We start from the raw sequence: 15,594 nt of genomic DNA on the forward strand, positions 1-15,594 counted from the left end.
GCCGGAGGTGAAAAGGAGGCTCTGACGTTCTTCGGCGCCGCGGCCAAGTGCTTCGCCTCCGACGTCGCCATGGAGGTCACCACCGACGCCGTCCAACTCCTCGGCGGCTACGGCTACACCCGCGACTACCCCGTCGAGCGCATGATGCGCGACGCCAAGATCACCCAGATCTACGAGGGCACCAACCAGGTCCAGCGCATCGTCATGGCCCGCAACCTCCCGTAACACCCCCGCCACACCTGCCACACCTGCCCGTTGAAAGGAGACAGGCCGTGACCCTGAAGATCGCTGTCTGTGTGAAGTACGTCCCCGACGCGACCGGCGACCGCGGTTTCGCCGATGACCTGACGACCGACCGCGAGGCCGTCGACGGCCTGCTCTCGGAGCTCGACGAGTACGCCGTCGAGCAGGCTCTTCGCATCTCGGAAGAGGCCGACGACGCCGAGGTCACCGTGGTCACGGTGGGCCCGGACGACGCCAAGGACGCGCTGCGCAAGGCGCTGTCGATGGGTGCCGACAAGGCCGTCCACGTCAACGACGAGGACATCCACGGCTCCGACGTCATCGCCACCTCCGCGATCCTCGCCAAGGCCCTGGAGAGGACCGGCTTCGACCTGGTCGTCTGCGGCATGGCCTCGACCGACGGCACCATGGGCGTGCTGCCCGCGCTGCTCGCCGAGCGCCTGTCCCTCCCCCAGGTGACGCTGCTCTCCGAGCTGTCCGTCGAGGACGGCCTCGTGAAGGGCCGCCGTGACGGCGACGCCGCCACCGAGCTCCTGGAGGCCCCGCTGCCGGCCGTCGTCTCGGTCACCGACCAGTCCGGCGAAGCCCGTTACCCCTCCTTCAAGGGGATCATGGCCGCCAAGAAGAAGCCGGTCGAGGAACTGGACCTGGACGACCTGGACATCGACGCCGACGAGGTCGGCCTCGCCGGGGCCTGGACCCTGGTCGACGCCGTGGCCGCGCGGCCGGCCCGTACGCAGGGCACGATCGTCACCGACGAGGGCGACGGCGGCAAGCAGCTCGCCGCGTTCCTCGCCACCCAGAAGTTCATCTGACCAACCGTCAGCCAGACACCACACAGGAGCAACGAATCATGGCTGAGATCCTGGTTCTCGTGGACCACGCCGACGGTGCGGTCCGCAAGCCGGCCCTCGAACTGCTGACCCTGGCCCGCCGCATCGGCGAGCCCACGGCCGTCGTGCTCGGCGCCGGCGAGGCCGCGGCCTCGATCGCCGCCACCGCCGGCGAGTACGGCGCGGCGACCGTGTACGTCGCGGACGGCGCCGAGTTCACCGAGCAGCTGGTCGTGCCGAAGGTCGACGCGCTCACCCAGCTCGCCAAGGACAAGGAGGTGGCCGCCGTCCTGGTGACCTCCTCCGGCGAGGGCAAGGAGATCGCGGCCCGCGTCGCGCTCCGCCTCGGCTCCGGTCTGATCACCGACGCCGTGGAGCTGGAGGCCGGCGAGGATGGCCCGGTCGCCACCCAGTCCGTCTTCGCCGCCTCGTACCAGGTGAAGTCGCGGGTCTCGCACGGCGTGCCGGTCATCACCGTCAAGCCGAACTCCGCCGCCCCGGAAGCCGCCCCGGCCGCCGGTACGGTCGAGAACGTCACCGTCGCCTTCACCGGCAACGCGGCGAAGGTCGTCTCGCGCACCCCGCGCGTCTCCACCGGCCGCCCCGAGCTGACCGAGTCCGCGATCGTGGTCTCCGGCGGCCGTGGCGTCGGCGCGGCCGAGGGCTTCGCGGTCGTCGAGAAGCTGGCCGACTCGCTCGGCGCGGCCGTCGGCGCCTCCCGCGCCGCCGTGGACGCGGGCTGGTACCCGCACGCCAACCAGGTCGGCCAGACCGGCAAGCAGGTCTCTCCGCAGCTGTACGTCGCCGCGGGCATCTCGGGTGCGATCCAGCACCGGGCCGGCATGCAGACGTCGAAGACGATCGTCGCGGTCAACAAGGACGCGGAGGCCCCGATCTTCGACCTGGTGGACTACGGCGTGGTCGGTGACCTCTTCGAGGTGCTGCCGCAGCTGACGGACGAGATCGGCGCTCGCTGACCGTCGTCCGACGGAAGAGGGCGGGTGAGTGGCACTCTGTGCCACTCACCCGCCCTTTCCCGTTGCTGCGGACGTCAGATCCAGCCGTCGAGCGGGACCTCCTCGCAGAGCCGGACGACCGGCCTGCGACCGGTCACGCCGACCCCCGAGGAGACCTTGACCCGGACGCCGGGGCGCACCGCGTGCAGCGGCCCGTCGACGCGGCAGCGGACGGTGAAGCCCTCCGACATGTAGACCGGCCAGAGGTCGGCGTCGGCCGCGGCGACCCCGCGGCGTACGGAGATCACGCCTTCGCCCTCGCTGAGTTCGGGGTTGAGGTCGGTCGACCCGCAGGTCGGGCAGAGCAGTCGCTGGAACGTCGTGGTGTGGCACCAGCGGCAGCGCTGGAAGTAGAGCTCGGCGTCGGGTGCCGATGCCTCGGCGGCCTTGACGGCGGTCCCGCTCCTCGGTCCGGTGTGGAACACGATGGGTTCTCCTTGCACTCGGCGGCTCAACCGTGCATGGAGCAAAGATATGGCACTGAGTGCCATCAAATAAAGACCTGAGTTCCCTCAATTGGAGATACCGGGAACCCCGGCAGCCGTTTCGCCGTCCCTCAGTCGTCGCCGAGGCTCGCCTCGACCTCGCGGACCACGCGCCACATCGGGGTGGACCGCTTGGTGATCACCACCACGACGTCCTCGGTCTCCTCGGCCGGCGCGTCCACCACGGCGTCGGGACTCCAGGTGGCGCGGACGAACTCCAGGGCCCGGTCGACCTCCGCCAGCGGGTCGCCCTCCCCGCCCGAGCGCAGCCAGTGCCGCAGGGCGTGGTTGTGGGCGGCGACCACGGCGGCGGCGGCCACGTTGGCGCGCAGGGTGCCGTCCTTGCGGTCGGCCCAGCGGGTACGCAGATAGTCGCCGAGGGTCTTCTCGTACCGCCAGACGACCGAGAGCTCGTAGGTGCGCAGTCCGGTCACCTCGCGGGTGAGCCGGTAGCGCTGGACGGAGAAGGTGGGGTTCTCGGCGTACATCCGCATGACGAGCCGGGCGGCGCCGCAGACCCGGACCATGGGGTCGTCGGAGTCGGCGCTCGCGGCGAGGAAGCGGGTCATGTCGGCGAGGCACTGCTCGTGGTCGGGGAAGACCACGTCCTCCTTCGACGGGAAGTACCGGAAGAAGGACCTGCGGCCGACGCCCGCGAGGGTCACGATGTCGTCGACCGTGGTCTGCTCGTAGCCCCGCTCCAGGAAGAGCTGGAAGGCCGCAGCGATGAGGGAGTCCCGCATCGGGGGCTTCGTGGAGTTCGTCGACGCTGTTCCCATGGCCCGAACCTAACACCCGAAAGACCTTTGCGCGGCACTGGGTGCCGGATCAATCCGGCACCCAGTGCTGTCACGAGGGTACGGAGGTTCAGCGCGGCGCCATCCGGAGCGCGCCGTCCATGCGGATGGTCTCGCCGTTGAGGTAGTCGTGCTCGGCGACCATCGTCACGAGCCGGGCGTACTCCTCCGGGCGGGCCAGGCGCTGCGGGAAGGTCACGCTCGCGGCGAGCCCGGCCCTGACCTCCTCCCCGAACCCGGCCATCATCGGGGTGTCGACGATGCCGGGGGCGATGGTGACGACCCGGATGCCGAACTGGGCCAGGTCGCGGGCGGCGGTGACGGTCATGCCCGCGACACCGGCCTTGGAGGCGGCATAGGCGATCTGGCCGACCTGCCCCTCGAAGGCCGCGATCGAGGCGGTGTTGACGACGAGACCGCGCTGCCCGTGCTCGTCGGGCTCGTGCCGGGCGATGGCCTCGGCGGCGAGCCGCATCACGTTGAACGTCCCGAGCAGGTTGACGTCGAGCACGGTGCGGAACAGGTCCAGGTCGTGCGGTCCCTTGCGGCCCAGGATGCGCGCGGAGGGCGCGATCCCGGCGCAGTTGACCGCGAGCCGGAGTTCGGCGCCGTCGGCGTCGATCGCCGCGAGGGCCTCGCGGACCTGGTCCTCGTCGGTGACGTCGGCGGCGAGCAGCCGGACGCCCTCGGGCAGCGCTCCCGCGGCGGCCACGGCCTTGTCCAGGTCGAGGCCGTAGACGGTGGCGCCCCGGGCGGCGAGGGCCGCCGCGGTGGCGGCGCCGAGACCGGAGGCGGCACCGGTGACGAGAGCGGCGGAGCCGGCGATGTCCATGGAACTCCTCGTTCGTGTCGTGCGGGTGCGACCCTGCCGCCGGGATGGCCGCCGGACCGGGCGCTGGCCCGCGGAGGACCGCGCGGTCCGCGCGGTCTGCGCCGCCCACCATAGAGCCGTCCACCATGGAACCGCAGACCGCACCCAGCGTCCTGAGAGGTCAACCGATCGGAGGACCCCGGGGTCCTCCGTTGCGGGCCGCGGGTGCAGCCGGGACGACGACGGGCGGCAGGGGTGGACGACCCCAGGATGGAGGGGAAGCGGGCCACGGATCCCCGACGGCCCCCGCGGTTCCCCGAGTTCCCTGGAGCAGACCCCATGAAGCACGTGAAGAAGACCTCCTCGCGCACCCGTGCCGTGACCGGTGGCGCGATCGTCGCGGCGCTCGCGCTCGGCGGCTTCGGGGCCTATTCGGCCAGCGCCACCGGCGAGAGCACGGCCGCCGCCCCGGCCGCCGCCGTCGCCAAGGCGGACGTCGGGAACAAGAACACCACGGGGTCGACGCACCTGACGATCGAGGCCGCCACGAGGGCCGCGCAGGCCACTCTGGACGCCGCCGAGAAGGAGAACCAGCGCGTCTCCGTCGCCGTCGTCGACCGCAACGGCAACACCCTCGTCACCCTCCGCGGCGACGGCGCCGGCCCGCAGTCCTACGAGTCCGCCGTGAAGAAGGCCTTCACCGCCGTCTCCTGGAACGCCCCCACCTCCGAGCTGGTCAAGCGCCTCACCAACGCGCCCACCCTCAAGGACATCCCCGGCACCCTCTTCCTCGCCGGCGGCGCCCCCGTCGCCGCCAAGGGTGCCCCCATCGCCGCCATCGGCGTCGCCGGCGCCCCCTCCGGCGACCTCGACGAGAAGTTCGCCCAGGCCGGAGTCGCCGCCCTCGGCAAGTAGTCCGGCGCACGCGCCCGTACGCTGGTCGACCACGTCCCGGCCGCGCGGTTGCTCCTCGCGGCGGGCGCGGACCCGAACGCACAACGCGGCGAGGTGCCGCGCCAGACGCCGCGGACCCGGCCATGATCCGCCGGACAGGCCCTAAACCCGCGCCTGCGCGAGACCCCGGCTGATGACCAGCCGCTGGATCTGGTTGGTGCCCTCGAAGATCTGGGTGATCTTGGCCTCGCGCATGTAGCGCTCGACCGGGAAGTCGCGGGTGTAGCCGTAGCCGCCGAGGACCTGGACGGCGTCCGTGGTGACCTTCATGGCCGTGTCGGTGGCGATGAGCTTGGCCGCGCTGGCCTGGCGGCTGAAGGGGCGGCCGAGGTCGCGGCGGCGGGCCGCGTCCAGGTAGGTGGCCCGGGCCGCGTCGACGGCGGCCGCCATGTCGGCGAGGAGGAAGCCGAGGCCCTGGTGGTCGACGATCCGGCGGCCGAAGGTGGTGCGCTCGTTGGCGTACACGACGGCGGCGTCGAGGGCGGCCTGCGCGAGGCCGGTGGCGCAGGCGGCGATGCCGAGACGGCCGCTGTCGAGGGCGCTGAACGCTATCTGGAGGCCCTGGCCCTCGCTGCCGACGAGCCGGTCGGCCTCCAGGAGGGCGCCGTCCCAGTAGGCGGAGGTGGTGGGGACGGCCTGGAGGCCCATCTTGCGCTCGGGGAGGCCGAAGCCGAGCCCCTCGGTGGCGCCCGGGGCGAGGAAGCAGGAGATGCCGTGGCTGCCGGGCGCGGTACGGGCGAACAGTGCGTAGAAGTCGGCCTTGCCACCGTGGGTGATCCACGCCTTGGTGCCGGTGACGCGGTAGCCGCTGCCGTCCTCCTGGCGCTCAGCCTTGCAGCTGAGGGCGGCGGCGTCGGAGCCGGCCTGCGGCTCGGAGAGGCTGTAGCCGCCGATGGTCCGGCCCTCCAGCATCGCGGGCAGCCAGCGTTCCTTCTGCTCGGCGGTGCCGTAGGTGTGCAGCGGGTGGCAGGCCAGGGTGTGGACGCTGGTGGCGACGGCGACGGCGGCCCAGCGCGCGGCCAGCTCTTCGAGCACCTGGAGGTAGACCTCGTACGGCTGGCCTCCGCCGCCGTACTCCTCGGGGTACGGCAGGCCGAGGAGCCCGGCCTCGCCGAGGGTGGCGAAGAGCCCTTCGGGATAGGTCTCGGCGGCCTCGTACTCGTCCACCAGGGGAGAGAGCTCCTTGTCGGCGATCTCCCGGGTGAGGGCGATGAGGTCCGCTGCCTCGGGGGTGGGAAGCAGGCGGTCGACATCCATGGCGACTCCAGCGCTCAAAGTGGTACTGGGGCGGGTACTGCAGTACCGGTTAGCGTAGCGCAGAAGGGTGCCGCCGTAACCCCCGGGAAGGGCGGCCTGGAATACTGGCGGCGTGATCGAGACCTCAGCCGCCGACGCCCCGAAGCTGACCGGCCGCGGAGCGGCGCGCCGCTCCGCCCTCTTCGAGGAACTCGTCGCCCTCCTCGTCGGCGAGGGCTTCGCCCGGTTCACGCTCGACGACCTCGCCGCCCGCCTCCACTGCTCGAAGCGCACCCTGTACGGCCTGGCCGGAAGCAAGGAGCAGCTCGTCAGGGCGGCGGTCGTGCACTTCTTCCGGCGCGCCACGGCCCGCGTCGAGGCGGTCCTCGCCGCCGCGACCGGCCCCGCCGAGCGGCTCGCCGCCTATCTGCGGGCGGTTTCGGCCGAGCTGGCGCCGGTGTCGCCGCAGTTCTTCGACGACGTGGCCGCCTTCGAGCCGGCGGCGGAGGTGTACGAGCGCAACACGCGCGCGGCGGCCGGCCGGGTCCAGCAGCTCATCGAGGAGGGCGTGCGGGCCGGCGTCTTCCGCGAGGTGCACGTGACCTTCGCGGCCGACGTCATCTCCTCGGTGATGGTCCGCATCCAGCGGCGCCAGGTGGCCGCGGCGACCGGCCTCGCCGACGCGGAGGCGTACGACCAGCTGGCCGAGCTACTGCTGAGCGGGCTCCGCAAGGCCTGAGGCCGCGACGGGCGGCGGGGTGCCGTCGGCCTCCGTATGGCCGGTTCCCGACCACCTTCGATCACTCTGCGCAGGTGATCCACTACTGTGTGCGGCGCCACTGACCACCCCCACCCAGGGAGACCTCCGCGTGGAGCGCAGCAGTACCACCCTCAGGATCCGTGCCGTCCTCGCCGCCATGGGCGTCACCGCCGCCCTCGCCGCGGCCCCCGCGGCGCAGGCCGCCCCCGCCGAGCCGGCCGGGAAGCCCGTCTCCGCTCCCCCGGCTCCCTGCACCGGGGAGTTCGAGGGCGACAAGCGGCTCGGCCCGAAGTTCCTGCCGAAGAAGTGGCAGGAGCCGGTCGGTCCGCTGCTCAACCGCTACCACCGGACCGGAAAGCTCTCCTCCGCCGACTTCCTCAAGAAGTACTGGGAGGGCCCCGCCGACACGGGCAGCTGGAAGTACCCGCCGAACGACGGCTTCGGCGAGGTCAACGGCACCGTCGACAAGGCGCCCGAGCTGCTGGCGGAGGGCGAGCGCCTGGACCGCTTCGGCTCCGAGTACGGCTCCTACCTGGCCCCGGCCGGTGACGCCTACGCCAAGCGCGCGCTGCCCCCGCAGAACCTCAACACCCGGGACGCGGACTTCCCCTGCGACTACCACCTGTACGAGGTGACGCGGTCGTTCGTGGTGTGGGAGGGCTCCATCGCCCCCTGGTTCGAGCAGCCGGGCGGCGGCCGCCAGATCAAGCTGGACCCGGCCTTCCTGAACCCGGGCGAGGGCCAGCGGCTCAGCGTCAAGTGGCTGCTCGACAACGGCTACCTGGTGCGCGTCCCCGCGTGACGGACCGCCGCGCGCTGGAACGGGCACTCCGGGAGGCCGGAGTGCCCGAGGCGTACTACTGGATCGAGGGCGTCCACGAACCGGCGCCCACCCCGCCCGACTTCGTCTATCTGCGGACGCGGCCGGGCGGGTCCGGCTGGGAGACCGGGGTGTACGAGCGGGGCGGGTACGAGCCGGTCGCCGCGCACGGCACCGAGGCGGGCGCCTGCGCCCACCTCAGGACGCTCCTGGGCGTGTAGGGCTCGGTAGGTGCGGCGACGCAATTCAGGGTGTGGGTTAAGCCCCGAGAGAAGGGCGGCCAAGAGTCAGGACAGCGGTATGTTGCGGTCAGGACTACTTCACCTGGGGGCCCAGTGAGCATGCGGAACGGCCGCACCGTGCGTGACCTGCGACGCGAGAACCGCACCGCCGTCCTCCAGCGCCTCTACTTCGACGGGCCGCTGAGCCGCTTCTCGCTCGGTCCCGCCACCGGCCTCAGCTCCGGATCCGTCAGCAACGTGGTCGCGGAACTCGTCGCGGAGGGCCTCGTCGAGGAGGCGGGCAGCGTCGACTCGGCCGGCGGGCGCCCCCGCACCCTGCTCCGGATCACCCCGGGCAGCGGCTGCATGATCGGCGTCGACGTCGGCGAGACCAGGGTCAGGATCGAGCTCTTCGACCTCACCCTCACCGAACTCGCCCGCACGGAGCGCCCTTTGGCGGTCGACAGCCCCCATGCGCACGACCGGTACGAGGTCGGCGTCGTCGTCGGCCACGTACGGGAGGGCATCGCGGAGGTGCTGCGGACCGCCGGCGTGTCCGCCGAGCGGCTCCTCGGCGTCGGCGTCGGCGTGCCCGGCATCGTGGCCCGCACCGCCGAGGACGGCGCGGTCGTCCACGGCCAGACCATCGGCTGGGACGGCGTCCCCCTCGAACGGCTGCTGCGCGAGAGCGTGGAGCTGCCGGCCGCCGTGCCGTTCCGGATCGACAACGGCGCCAAGACCCTCGGGCAGGCCGAGATGTGGTTCGGCTCCGGCCGGGGCGCGCGCAGCGCCGTGATCGTGCTCTTCGGCTCCGGCGTCGGCGCCTGTGTGGTCACGGACCCGCTGGGTCCCGGCCGGGCGATCGAGTGGGGGCATCTGACGGTACGGGTCCGGGGCCGCCGCTGCCGCTGCGGAGCCCAGGGCTGCCTGGAGGCGTACGCGGGCGCGGAGGCGCTCCTCGAACGGTGGCGGGAGGCGGGCGGGCGTCCCCCGGCGGGCGCGGACGAGGAGACGGCCCTGACGGCGATGCTGGCCGCCGCGTACCCGGCGGCCCCGGGAACGGACCCCGACGCGACGGCACTGGCCGTCCTGGAGGAGACGGCCGAGTACCTGGGGGCCGGCTTCGCCGACCTGATCAACCTCTTCCAGCCCGAGCGCATCCTCGTCGGCGGCTGGGCGGGCCTGCAGCTCGGCGCGCGGTTCCTGGAGACGGTGAAGGGCCACGCGAAGGAGTACGCGCTCGCGTACCCGGCGGCACGGGTCGGCATCGACATGGGCACGCTCGGCCCCGACGCGGTCACGGTCGGCGCGGCGATCCTGCCCCTCGCGGACTTCTTCGCCCGCGGCGGCCGCCGCGCGGAGACCGAGCCCCCCGGGGAGCAGCCGGCCTGGGCGTCGACGCTACGGGACAGGACGGCGCACTGAGCTCGCTTCGGCCTGCCGCTTCTCTACGCCCTGGTCTCGCTACGCCCTGGTCTCGCTACGCCACGGAGCCTATGCGGCCGTCCGGTTCGCGGGGTCCGTCGTGGTGGATCGGGGTGTGGGCGCCGGTGAGGGAGGCTCCGCTGCCGCCGCGGCGGTTGGCGACGATCTCCGCGCCGATCGACAGGGCGGTCTCCTCGGGCGTACGGGCGCCGAGGTCGAGGCCGATCGGGGAACGGAGCCTGGCGAGTTCGAGTTCGGTGACGCCGACCCCGCGCAGGCGCTCGTTGCGGTCCTCGTGGGTACGGCGGGAGCCCATCGCGCCGACGTAGGCGACGGGAAGCTTCAGGGCGGCCTGGAGGAGGGGCACGTCGAACTTGGCGTCGTGCGTGAGGACGCAGAGGACGGTACGGCCGTCGACCTCCGTCGACTCCAGGTAGCGGTGGGGCCATTCGACGACGATCTCGTCGGCCTCGGGGAAGCGGGCGGGCGTCGCGAAGACGGGCCGCGCGTCGCAGACGGTGACGTGGTAGCCGAGGAACTTGCCGACCCGGACGAGGGCGGCGGCGAAGTCGATGGCGCCGAAGACGATCATGCGGGGGGCGGGGACCGAGGACTCGACCAGGAGGGTCAGCGGCTGCCCGCAGCGGCTGCCGTCCTCGCCGATCTCCACGGTGCCGGTGCGGCCCGCGTCGAGCATCGCGCGGGCCTCGCCCGCGGCGGTGCGGTCCAGCTCGGGGTGGCCGCCGAGCGCCCCTTCGTACGAGCCGTCGGGGCGGACCAGGAGGGCCCGGCCCATGAGTTCCGCGGGGCCGGCGGTGATCCTGGCCAGGGCCGCGGCCTCCCCTGTGGCGGCGGCCGCGACCGCGGCGGGGAAGACCCCGCCGCGGACCGGGGTGACGAGGATGTCGATGACGCCGCCGCAGGTCAGACCGACCGCGAAGGCGTCCTCGTCGCTGTAGCCGAAGCGCTCGACGACGGTCCTGCCGTCTTCGAGGGCCTGCACGCACAGGTCGTACACCGCCCCCTCCACACACCCTCCGGAGACCGAGCCGACGGCCGTGCCCTCGCTGTCGACGGCGAGTGCGGCTCCCGGCTGCCGGGGCGCGCTGCCGCCGACGGCCACCACGGTGGCGACGGCGAAGACGCGTCCCTGCTCGACCCACCGGTTCAGCTCTTCGGCGATGTCCAGCATCTCGGTTCTCCTCTGGAAGGTGTGGGGAGGGCTGCGGTGGCGGCGTCAGCCGACGCCGAGCCAGCTCTCGAGCGGGTGGATCGCGAAGTACACGACGAAGATCGCGGTGAGGCCCCACATGAAGGCTCCCACCTCGCGGGCCTTGCCCTGCGCCACCTTGATGACGGCGTAGGAGATGACACCGGCCGCGACACCCGTGGTGATGGTGTACGTGAACGGCATCAGGACCACGGTGAGGAACACCGGGATCGCCACGGAGCGGTCGCTCCAGTCGACGTGCTTGGCGTTCTGCATCATCATCGCGCCGATGACGACCAGGGCGGCGGAGGCGACCTCGGCCGGCACGATCGCGGTGAGCGGGGTGAAGAAGAGGCAGGCCGCGAAGAAGGCGCCGGTGACGACGGAGGAGAGGCCCGTGCGGGCGCCCTCGCCCACGCCGGTGGCCGACTCGACGAAGACGGTCTGGCCGGAGCCGCCGCCCACGCCGCCGATGACACCGCCGGCGCCGTCGATGAACAGGGCCTTGGACAGGCCCGGCATGCGTCCCTTGTCGTCGGCGAGGTTGGCCTCGGAGCCGACGCCGATGATGGTGGCCATGGCGTCGAAGAAGCCTGCGAGGACCAGGGTGAAGACGATCATGGTGATCGTGATGTAGCCGACGTCGCCCCAGCCGCTGAAGGACACCTCGCCGATGAGCGAGAAGTCCGGTGCGGAGACGGCGCTCCCGTTGAGCTCCGGCGGGCCGGAGAACCAGGCGCCGGCGCCCTTGGCCGGAATGTCGGCGACCGCGTTGACGATCATGGCGATGACCGTGCCGGCGACGATGCCGATCAGGATGGCGCCGGGGATGTTCCGGGCCTGGAGCGCGAAGATGAGCAGCAGGGTGACGGCGAAGATCAGGACGGGCCAGCCCATGAGCTCACCGGCCGGGCCGAGGGAGACGGGGCCGCCGCCCGGGGCGGGGTTCTCGTGCACGAAGCCGGCCTTGACGAAGCCGATGATCGCGATGAAGAGGCCGATGCCGATGGTGATCGCGTGCTTGATCGCCAGCGGGATCGCGTTCATGATCATCTCGCGGAGGCCGGTGACCACCAGGAGACAGATGATGACGCCGTAGGCCACGCACATGGCCATCGCCTGAGGCCAGGTCATGACGGCGATGACCTGCGAGGAGAGCACGCCGGAGACGCTGAGTCCCGCCGCGAGGGCGAGGGGGACCTTGCCCCAGAAGCCCATCAGGAGAGTGGTCACCGCGGCGGCGAGCGCGGTCGCGGTGATCAGGGCGGGCTGGCTGAGGACGTTGCCGGCCACATCCTTGCCGCCGAGGATCAGGGGGTTGAGCAGGAGAATGTACGCCATCGCCATGAAGGTGGTGACGCCGCCGCGGATCTCCGTCGCGACGGTGGATCCTCTCTCCGAGATGTGAAAGTACCGGTCGAGCCAAGAGCGCCCGGCGGGGACGTTGGAGCCGGAGCCCGCGTCCTCCGAAGCGGTCTTGGGCTCCACAGACGACTGGGTCATGGGGCCTACTCCCAAGGTTCAAAGGGGCACCCGCATCAGACTTCGAAGGACTCTGATCTGGTTGAAGTTGCGGGATTTGGGATGCTGCGTGGGCTGCACGACCCGGGGGACGGCCCGAGACGAACGAAGTGAATCGGTACTGCGGGTACTGCGGTGCTGGGTACTGCGGGTACTGCTCGTGTGCCGGGTGTGCCGGCGGTACTCCGGGCGGTGCGGGCTGGGGGGAAGTGTGACGTTCCTGGGGAGGCACGTACCGCCCGGAGAGTTCCTAGAGGGTGCCGGTGAGCGCCTCGGGGCGGACCGGCGTCTTGTTCAGCTCCAGGCCCGTCGCGTTCCGGATCGCCGCGAGGACGGCCGGGGTCGACGACAGGGTCGGGGCCTCGCCGATGCCCCGCACGCCGTACGGCGCGTTGGGGTCGGCCAGCTCGAGGTAGTCGACCGGGATGGTCGGCGTGTCGAGGATCGTGGGGATCAGGTAGTCCGTGAAGGAGGGGTTGCGCACCTTCGCGGTCTTCGGGTCGACGATGATCTCCTCCATCACCGCGACGCCCAGGCCCTGGGTGGTGCCACCCTGGATCTGGCCGATCACGGAGAGCGGGTTGACCGCCTTGCCGACGTCCTGGGCGCAGGCCAGTTCGATGACCTTGACCAGGCCGAGTTCGGTGTCGACCTCCACCACCGCGCGGTGCGCGGCGAAGGCGTACTGGACGTGGCCGTTGCCCTGGCCGGTGACGAGGTCGAAGGCCTGGGTGGGGCGGTGCCGCCACTCCTCCTCGACCTCCACGGCCTGGTCCTCCAGGACGTCCGCGATGGTGGCGAGGGCCTCGCCGCCGTCGGTGACGACCTTGCCGCCCTCCAGGAGGAGTTCGGCGTTGGCCCAGGCGGGGTGGTACGAGCCGAACTTGCGCCGGCCGATCTCCAGGACCTTCTCGCGGACGAGTTCGCAGGAGTTCTTGATGGCGCCGCCGGTCATGTACGTCTGGCGGCCCGCGGAGGTCGAACCGGCCGAGCCGACCTGGGTGTCGGCGGGCTGGATGGTGACCTGCTGGACGCCGAGCTCGGTGCGGGCGATCTGCGCGTGGATGGTGACACCGCCCTGGCCGACCTCCGCCGCGGCGGTGTGGACCGTGGCGACGGGCTCGCCGTTGATGACCTCCATGCGGATCCTGGCGGTCGAGTAGTCGTCGAAGCCCTCGGAGAAGCCGACGTTCTTGATGCCGACGGCGTAGCCGACGCCCCGCACGACACCTTCGCCGTGGGAGGTGTTGGACAGGCCGCCCGGCAGCGCGCGGACGTCCGCGCTCTCGCCGGCGGTCTCCCACTGGCGCTCCGGCGGCATCGGGCGTGCCTTGACCAGGCGGAGCAGCTCGGCGACCGGGGCGGGCGAGTCGACCGGCTGCCCGGTCGGCATGATGGTGCCCTGCTCCATGGCGTTGAGCTGGCGGAACTCCACCGGGTCCATGCCCAGCTTCGCCGCCACCTTGTCCATCTGCGCCTCGTAGGCGAAGCAGGCCTGGACCGCGCCGAAGCCGCGCATGGCGCCGCAGGGCGGGTTGTTGCTGTAGAGGCCGATCGCCTCGATCTCCACGTCGTCGACGACGTAGGGACCGACGGAGAGGGAGGCGGCGTTGCCGACGACCGAGGCCGTGGACGACGCGTAGGCGCCGCCGTCGAGCACGATCTTGCACTTGAGGTGCGTGAGCTTGCCGTCCTTGGTGGCGCCGTGCTCGTAGTACAGCTTGGCGGGGTGCCGGTGGACGTGCCCGAAGAAGGACTCGTAGCGGTTGTAGACCATCTTGACCGGCTTGCCGGTGCGCAGCGCGAGGATGGAGGCGAGGATCTGCATCGAGATGTCCTCGCGACCGCCGAACGCGCCGCCGACGCCCGCCATCGTCATGCGGATCTTCTCCTCGGGCAGGCCGAGGCAGGGGGCGATCTGCTTGAGGTCCGAGTGCAGCCACTGGGTGGCCACGTACAGGTCGACGCCGCCGTCCTCCGCCGGTACGGCGAGGCCGGACTCGGGGCCGAGGAAGGCCTGGTCCTGCATGCCGAAGGTGTACTCGCCCTTGACGATGACGTCGGCCCGCTTGGCGGCCTCGTCGGCGTCGCCGCGGATGATCGGCTGGCGGTGCACGATGTTGGGGTGCGGGACGTGGCCGGAGTGGTGGTCGTCGCGGTTCTCGTGGACGAGGATCGCGTCGGGCGCGGTGGCCGAGGCCTCATCGGTGATGAGGGGCAGTTCCCGGTACTCGATCCTGATCTTCGCGGCGGCGCGGCGGGCGGTCTCCGGGTGGTCGGCGGCCACGAGGGCGACCGGCTCACCGTGGTGACGGACCTTGCCGTACGCGAGGACCGGGGTGTCCTGGAACTCCATGCCGTAGTTCTTCGCGGCGGGCAGGTCCTCGTGGGTCAGGACGGCGTAGACGCCGTCCATCGTGAGGGCCTCGGAGGTGTCGATGGACAGGATCTCGGCGTGCGCGACCGTGGAGCGCAGGATCTGGCCCCACAGCATGTCCTCGTGCCACATGTCCGAGGAGTACGCGAACTCGCCGGTGACCTTGAGGGTGCCGTCCGGGCGGAGGGTGGACTCGCCGACCCCGCCCTTGACGTGGTTCTGGGTGACCTCGGTGGGGGTTCCCGCCGGGACCGTGCGTGTGTGCTGAGCCATCGTCAGACCGCCTCTTCCTGACGCTCCTGGCGAGCGGCCGCGAGGCGGACCGCGTCGAGGATCTTCTCGTAACCCGTGCAGCGGCAGAGGTTGCCGGAGAGCGCCTCGCGGATGTCCGCGTCCGTCGGGGACGGGTTGCGCTCCAGCATCTCGTCGGCCGCGACGAGCAGACCGGGGGTGCAGAAGCCGCACTGGACGGCGCCGGCGTCGATGAACGCCTGCTGGATGGGGCTCAGTTCGACGCCCTCGCCCGTCTGCGAGTCCTGACCCGGCTTGGCCTCCCACTTCTTGGCCGCGTCGAGCGAGGTGCCGCAGGCGCCGGAGGCGCAAGCACCTCCTTCCCCACGGGCTTGCCCGCGCTCATTCGCGTACTCGGCGAGGCCCTCGACCGTGACGACCTCGCGGCCCTCGACCTGGCCGGCGGCGACGAGGCAGGAACAGACGGGCACCCCGTCGAGGCGGACCGTGCAGGAACCGCACTCGCCCTGCTCGCAGGCGTTCTTGGAGCCGGGCAGACCCAGGCGCTCACGCAGAACGTAGAGGAGGGACTCGCCCTCCCAGACGTCGTCGGCTTCCTGCGGACGACCGTTGACCGTGAAATTGACGCGCATG

General features: G+C 71.7%; 16 protein-coding genes. 8 read left to right on the forward strand and 8 right to left on the reverse strand.

The genetic code is table 11. From position 1 onward, the window contains the following. From ACIA8N_RS15015 to ACIA8N_RS15025, 3 genes are all read left to right on the forward strand, one after another. Positions 1-225: acyl-CoA dehydrogenase family protein (locus ACIA8N_RS15015; protein ID WP_365787090.1), on the forward strand; the 225-nt coding region annotated here is incomplete at its 5' end. Positions 226-272: 47 nt separating this feature from the next. Further along, positions 273-1,058 (forward strand): electron transfer flavoprotein subunit beta/FixA family protein, encoded by a 786-nt coding sequence (locus ACIA8N_RS15020; protein WP_365787914.1) that lies wholly within the window; start codon positions 273-275, stop codon positions 1,056-1,058. Positions 1,059-1,096: 38 nt separating this feature from the next. Then, positions 1,097-2,053: an electron transfer flavoprotein subunit alpha/FixB family protein gene (locus ACIA8N_RS15025; protein WP_365787916.1), complete on the forward strand. Its 957-nt coding sequence runs from the start codon at positions 1,097-1,099 to the stop codon at positions 2,051-2,053. 74 nt (positions 2,054-2,127) lie between these two features. Here the strand turns inward: ACIA8N_RS15025 and ACIA8N_RS15030 are convergent, their stop codons facing one another. From ACIA8N_RS15030 to ACIA8N_RS15040, 3 genes are all read right to left on the reverse strand, one after another. Then, positions 2,128-2,517 (reverse strand): zinc ribbon domain-containing protein, encoded by a 390-nt coding sequence (locus tag ACIA8N_RS15030; protein WP_030557100.1) that lies wholly within the window; start codon positions 2,515-2,517, stop codon positions 2,128-2,130. 131 nt (positions 2,518-2,648) lie between these two features. Beyond that, a complete protein-coding gene (locus tag ACIA8N_RS15035) occupies positions 2,649-3,356 on the reverse strand; it encodes a TetR family transcriptional regulator (RefSeq protein WP_365787919.1) in 708 nt (235 codons plus the stop codon). A gap of 88 nt (positions 3,357-3,444) precedes the next feature. After that, a complete protein-coding gene (locus ACIA8N_RS15040; RefSeq protein WP_365787921.1) occupies positions 3,445-4,206 on the reverse strand; it encodes an SDR family NAD(P)-dependent oxidoreductase in 762 nt (253 codons plus the stop codon). 327 nt (positions 4,207-4,533) lie between these two features. On the opposite strand from ACIA8N_RS15040, the gene ACIA8N_RS15045 reads away from it, so the two are divergent. Beyond that, positions 4,534-5,100 carry a heme-binding protein gene (locus ACIA8N_RS15045; RefSeq protein ID WP_399416584.1) on the forward strand — a complete coding sequence of 189 codons (567 nt, stop codon included), beginning with the start codon at positions 4,534-4,536 and terminating at the stop codon, positions 5,098-5,100. 141 nt (positions 5,101-5,241) lie between these two features. Here the strand turns inward: ACIA8N_RS15045 and ACIA8N_RS15050 are convergent, their stop codons facing one another. Beyond that, on the reverse strand, positions 5,242-6,396 hold the full coding sequence (locus ACIA8N_RS15050; protein WP_365780709.1) for an acyl-CoA dehydrogenase family protein: 1,155 nt from the start codon (positions 6,394-6,396) through the stop codon (positions 5,242-5,244). Positions 6,397-6,508: 112 nt separating this feature from the next. Between ACIA8N_RS15050 and ACIA8N_RS15055 the strand changes: the two genes are divergently transcribed. From ACIA8N_RS15055 to ACIA8N_RS15070, 4 genes are all read left to right on the forward strand, one after another. After that, positions 6,509-7,114 carry a TetR/AcrR family transcriptional regulator gene (locus ACIA8N_RS15055; RefSeq protein ID WP_365780708.1) on the forward strand — a complete coding sequence of 202 codons (606 nt, stop codon included), beginning with the start codon at positions 6,509-6,511 and terminating at the stop codon, positions 7,112-7,114. 178 nt (positions 7,115-7,292) lie between these two features. After that, entirely contained in the window at positions 7,293-7,937 is a 645-nt protein-coding gene (locus ACIA8N_RS15060) for a TNT domain-containing protein (RefSeq protein WP_365780721.1), read from the forward strand. After that, positions 7,934-8,176, forward strand: a complete 243-nt coding sequence (locus tag ACIA8N_RS15065; RefSeq protein ID WP_365780707.1) for a hypothetical protein — start codon at positions 7,934-7,936, stop codon at positions 8,174-8,176. Before ACIA8N_RS15060 ends, ACIA8N_RS15065 begins: the two co-directional genes overlap by 4 nt. Before the next feature lie 114 nt (positions 8,177-8,290). Further along, entirely contained in the window at positions 8,291-9,601 is a 1,311-nt protein-coding gene (locus tag ACIA8N_RS15070) for an ROK family transcriptional regulator (RefSeq protein ID WP_365780706.1), read from the forward strand. 55 nt (positions 9,602-9,656) lie between these two features. On the opposite strand, the gene ACIA8N_RS15075 is transcribed toward ACIA8N_RS15070, so the two are convergent. The 4 genes from ACIA8N_RS15075 to ACIA8N_RS15090 form a co-directional block, all read right to left on the reverse strand. Next, positions 9,657-10,793, reverse strand: coding sequence for an XdhC/CoxI family protein (locus ACIA8N_RS15075; RefSeq protein WP_365780705.1), 1,137 nt, complete (start codon positions 10,791-10,793; stop codon positions 9,657-9,659). Between the two features lie 45 nt (positions 10,794-10,838). After that, a complete protein-coding gene (locus ACIA8N_RS15080; RefSeq protein WP_030549564.1) occupies positions 10,839-12,314 on the reverse strand; it encodes an NCS2 family permease in 1,476 nt (491 codons plus the stop codon). 268 nt (positions 12,315-12,582) lie between these two features. Further along, entirely contained in the window at positions 12,583-14,982 is a 2,400-nt protein-coding gene (locus tag ACIA8N_RS15085; RefSeq protein ID WP_365780704.1) for a molybdopterin cofactor-binding domain-containing protein, read from the reverse strand. Between the two features lie 2 nt (positions 14,983-14,984). Beyond that, the gene (locus tag ACIA8N_RS15090) at positions 14,985-15,593 is read right to left on the reverse strand and encodes a (2Fe-2S)-binding protein (protein WP_365780703.1); all 609 of its coding nucleotides are present in this window, start codon (positions 15,591-15,593) and stop codon (positions 14,985-14,987) included. Position 15,594 lies beyond the last annotated feature (1 nt).

Origin of the sequence: Streptomyces sp. NPDC051822, assembly GCF_044452745.1 — a bacterium.
Classification (GTDB): domain Bacteria; phylum Actinomycetota; class Actinomycetes; order Streptomycetales; family Streptomycetaceae; genus Streptomyces.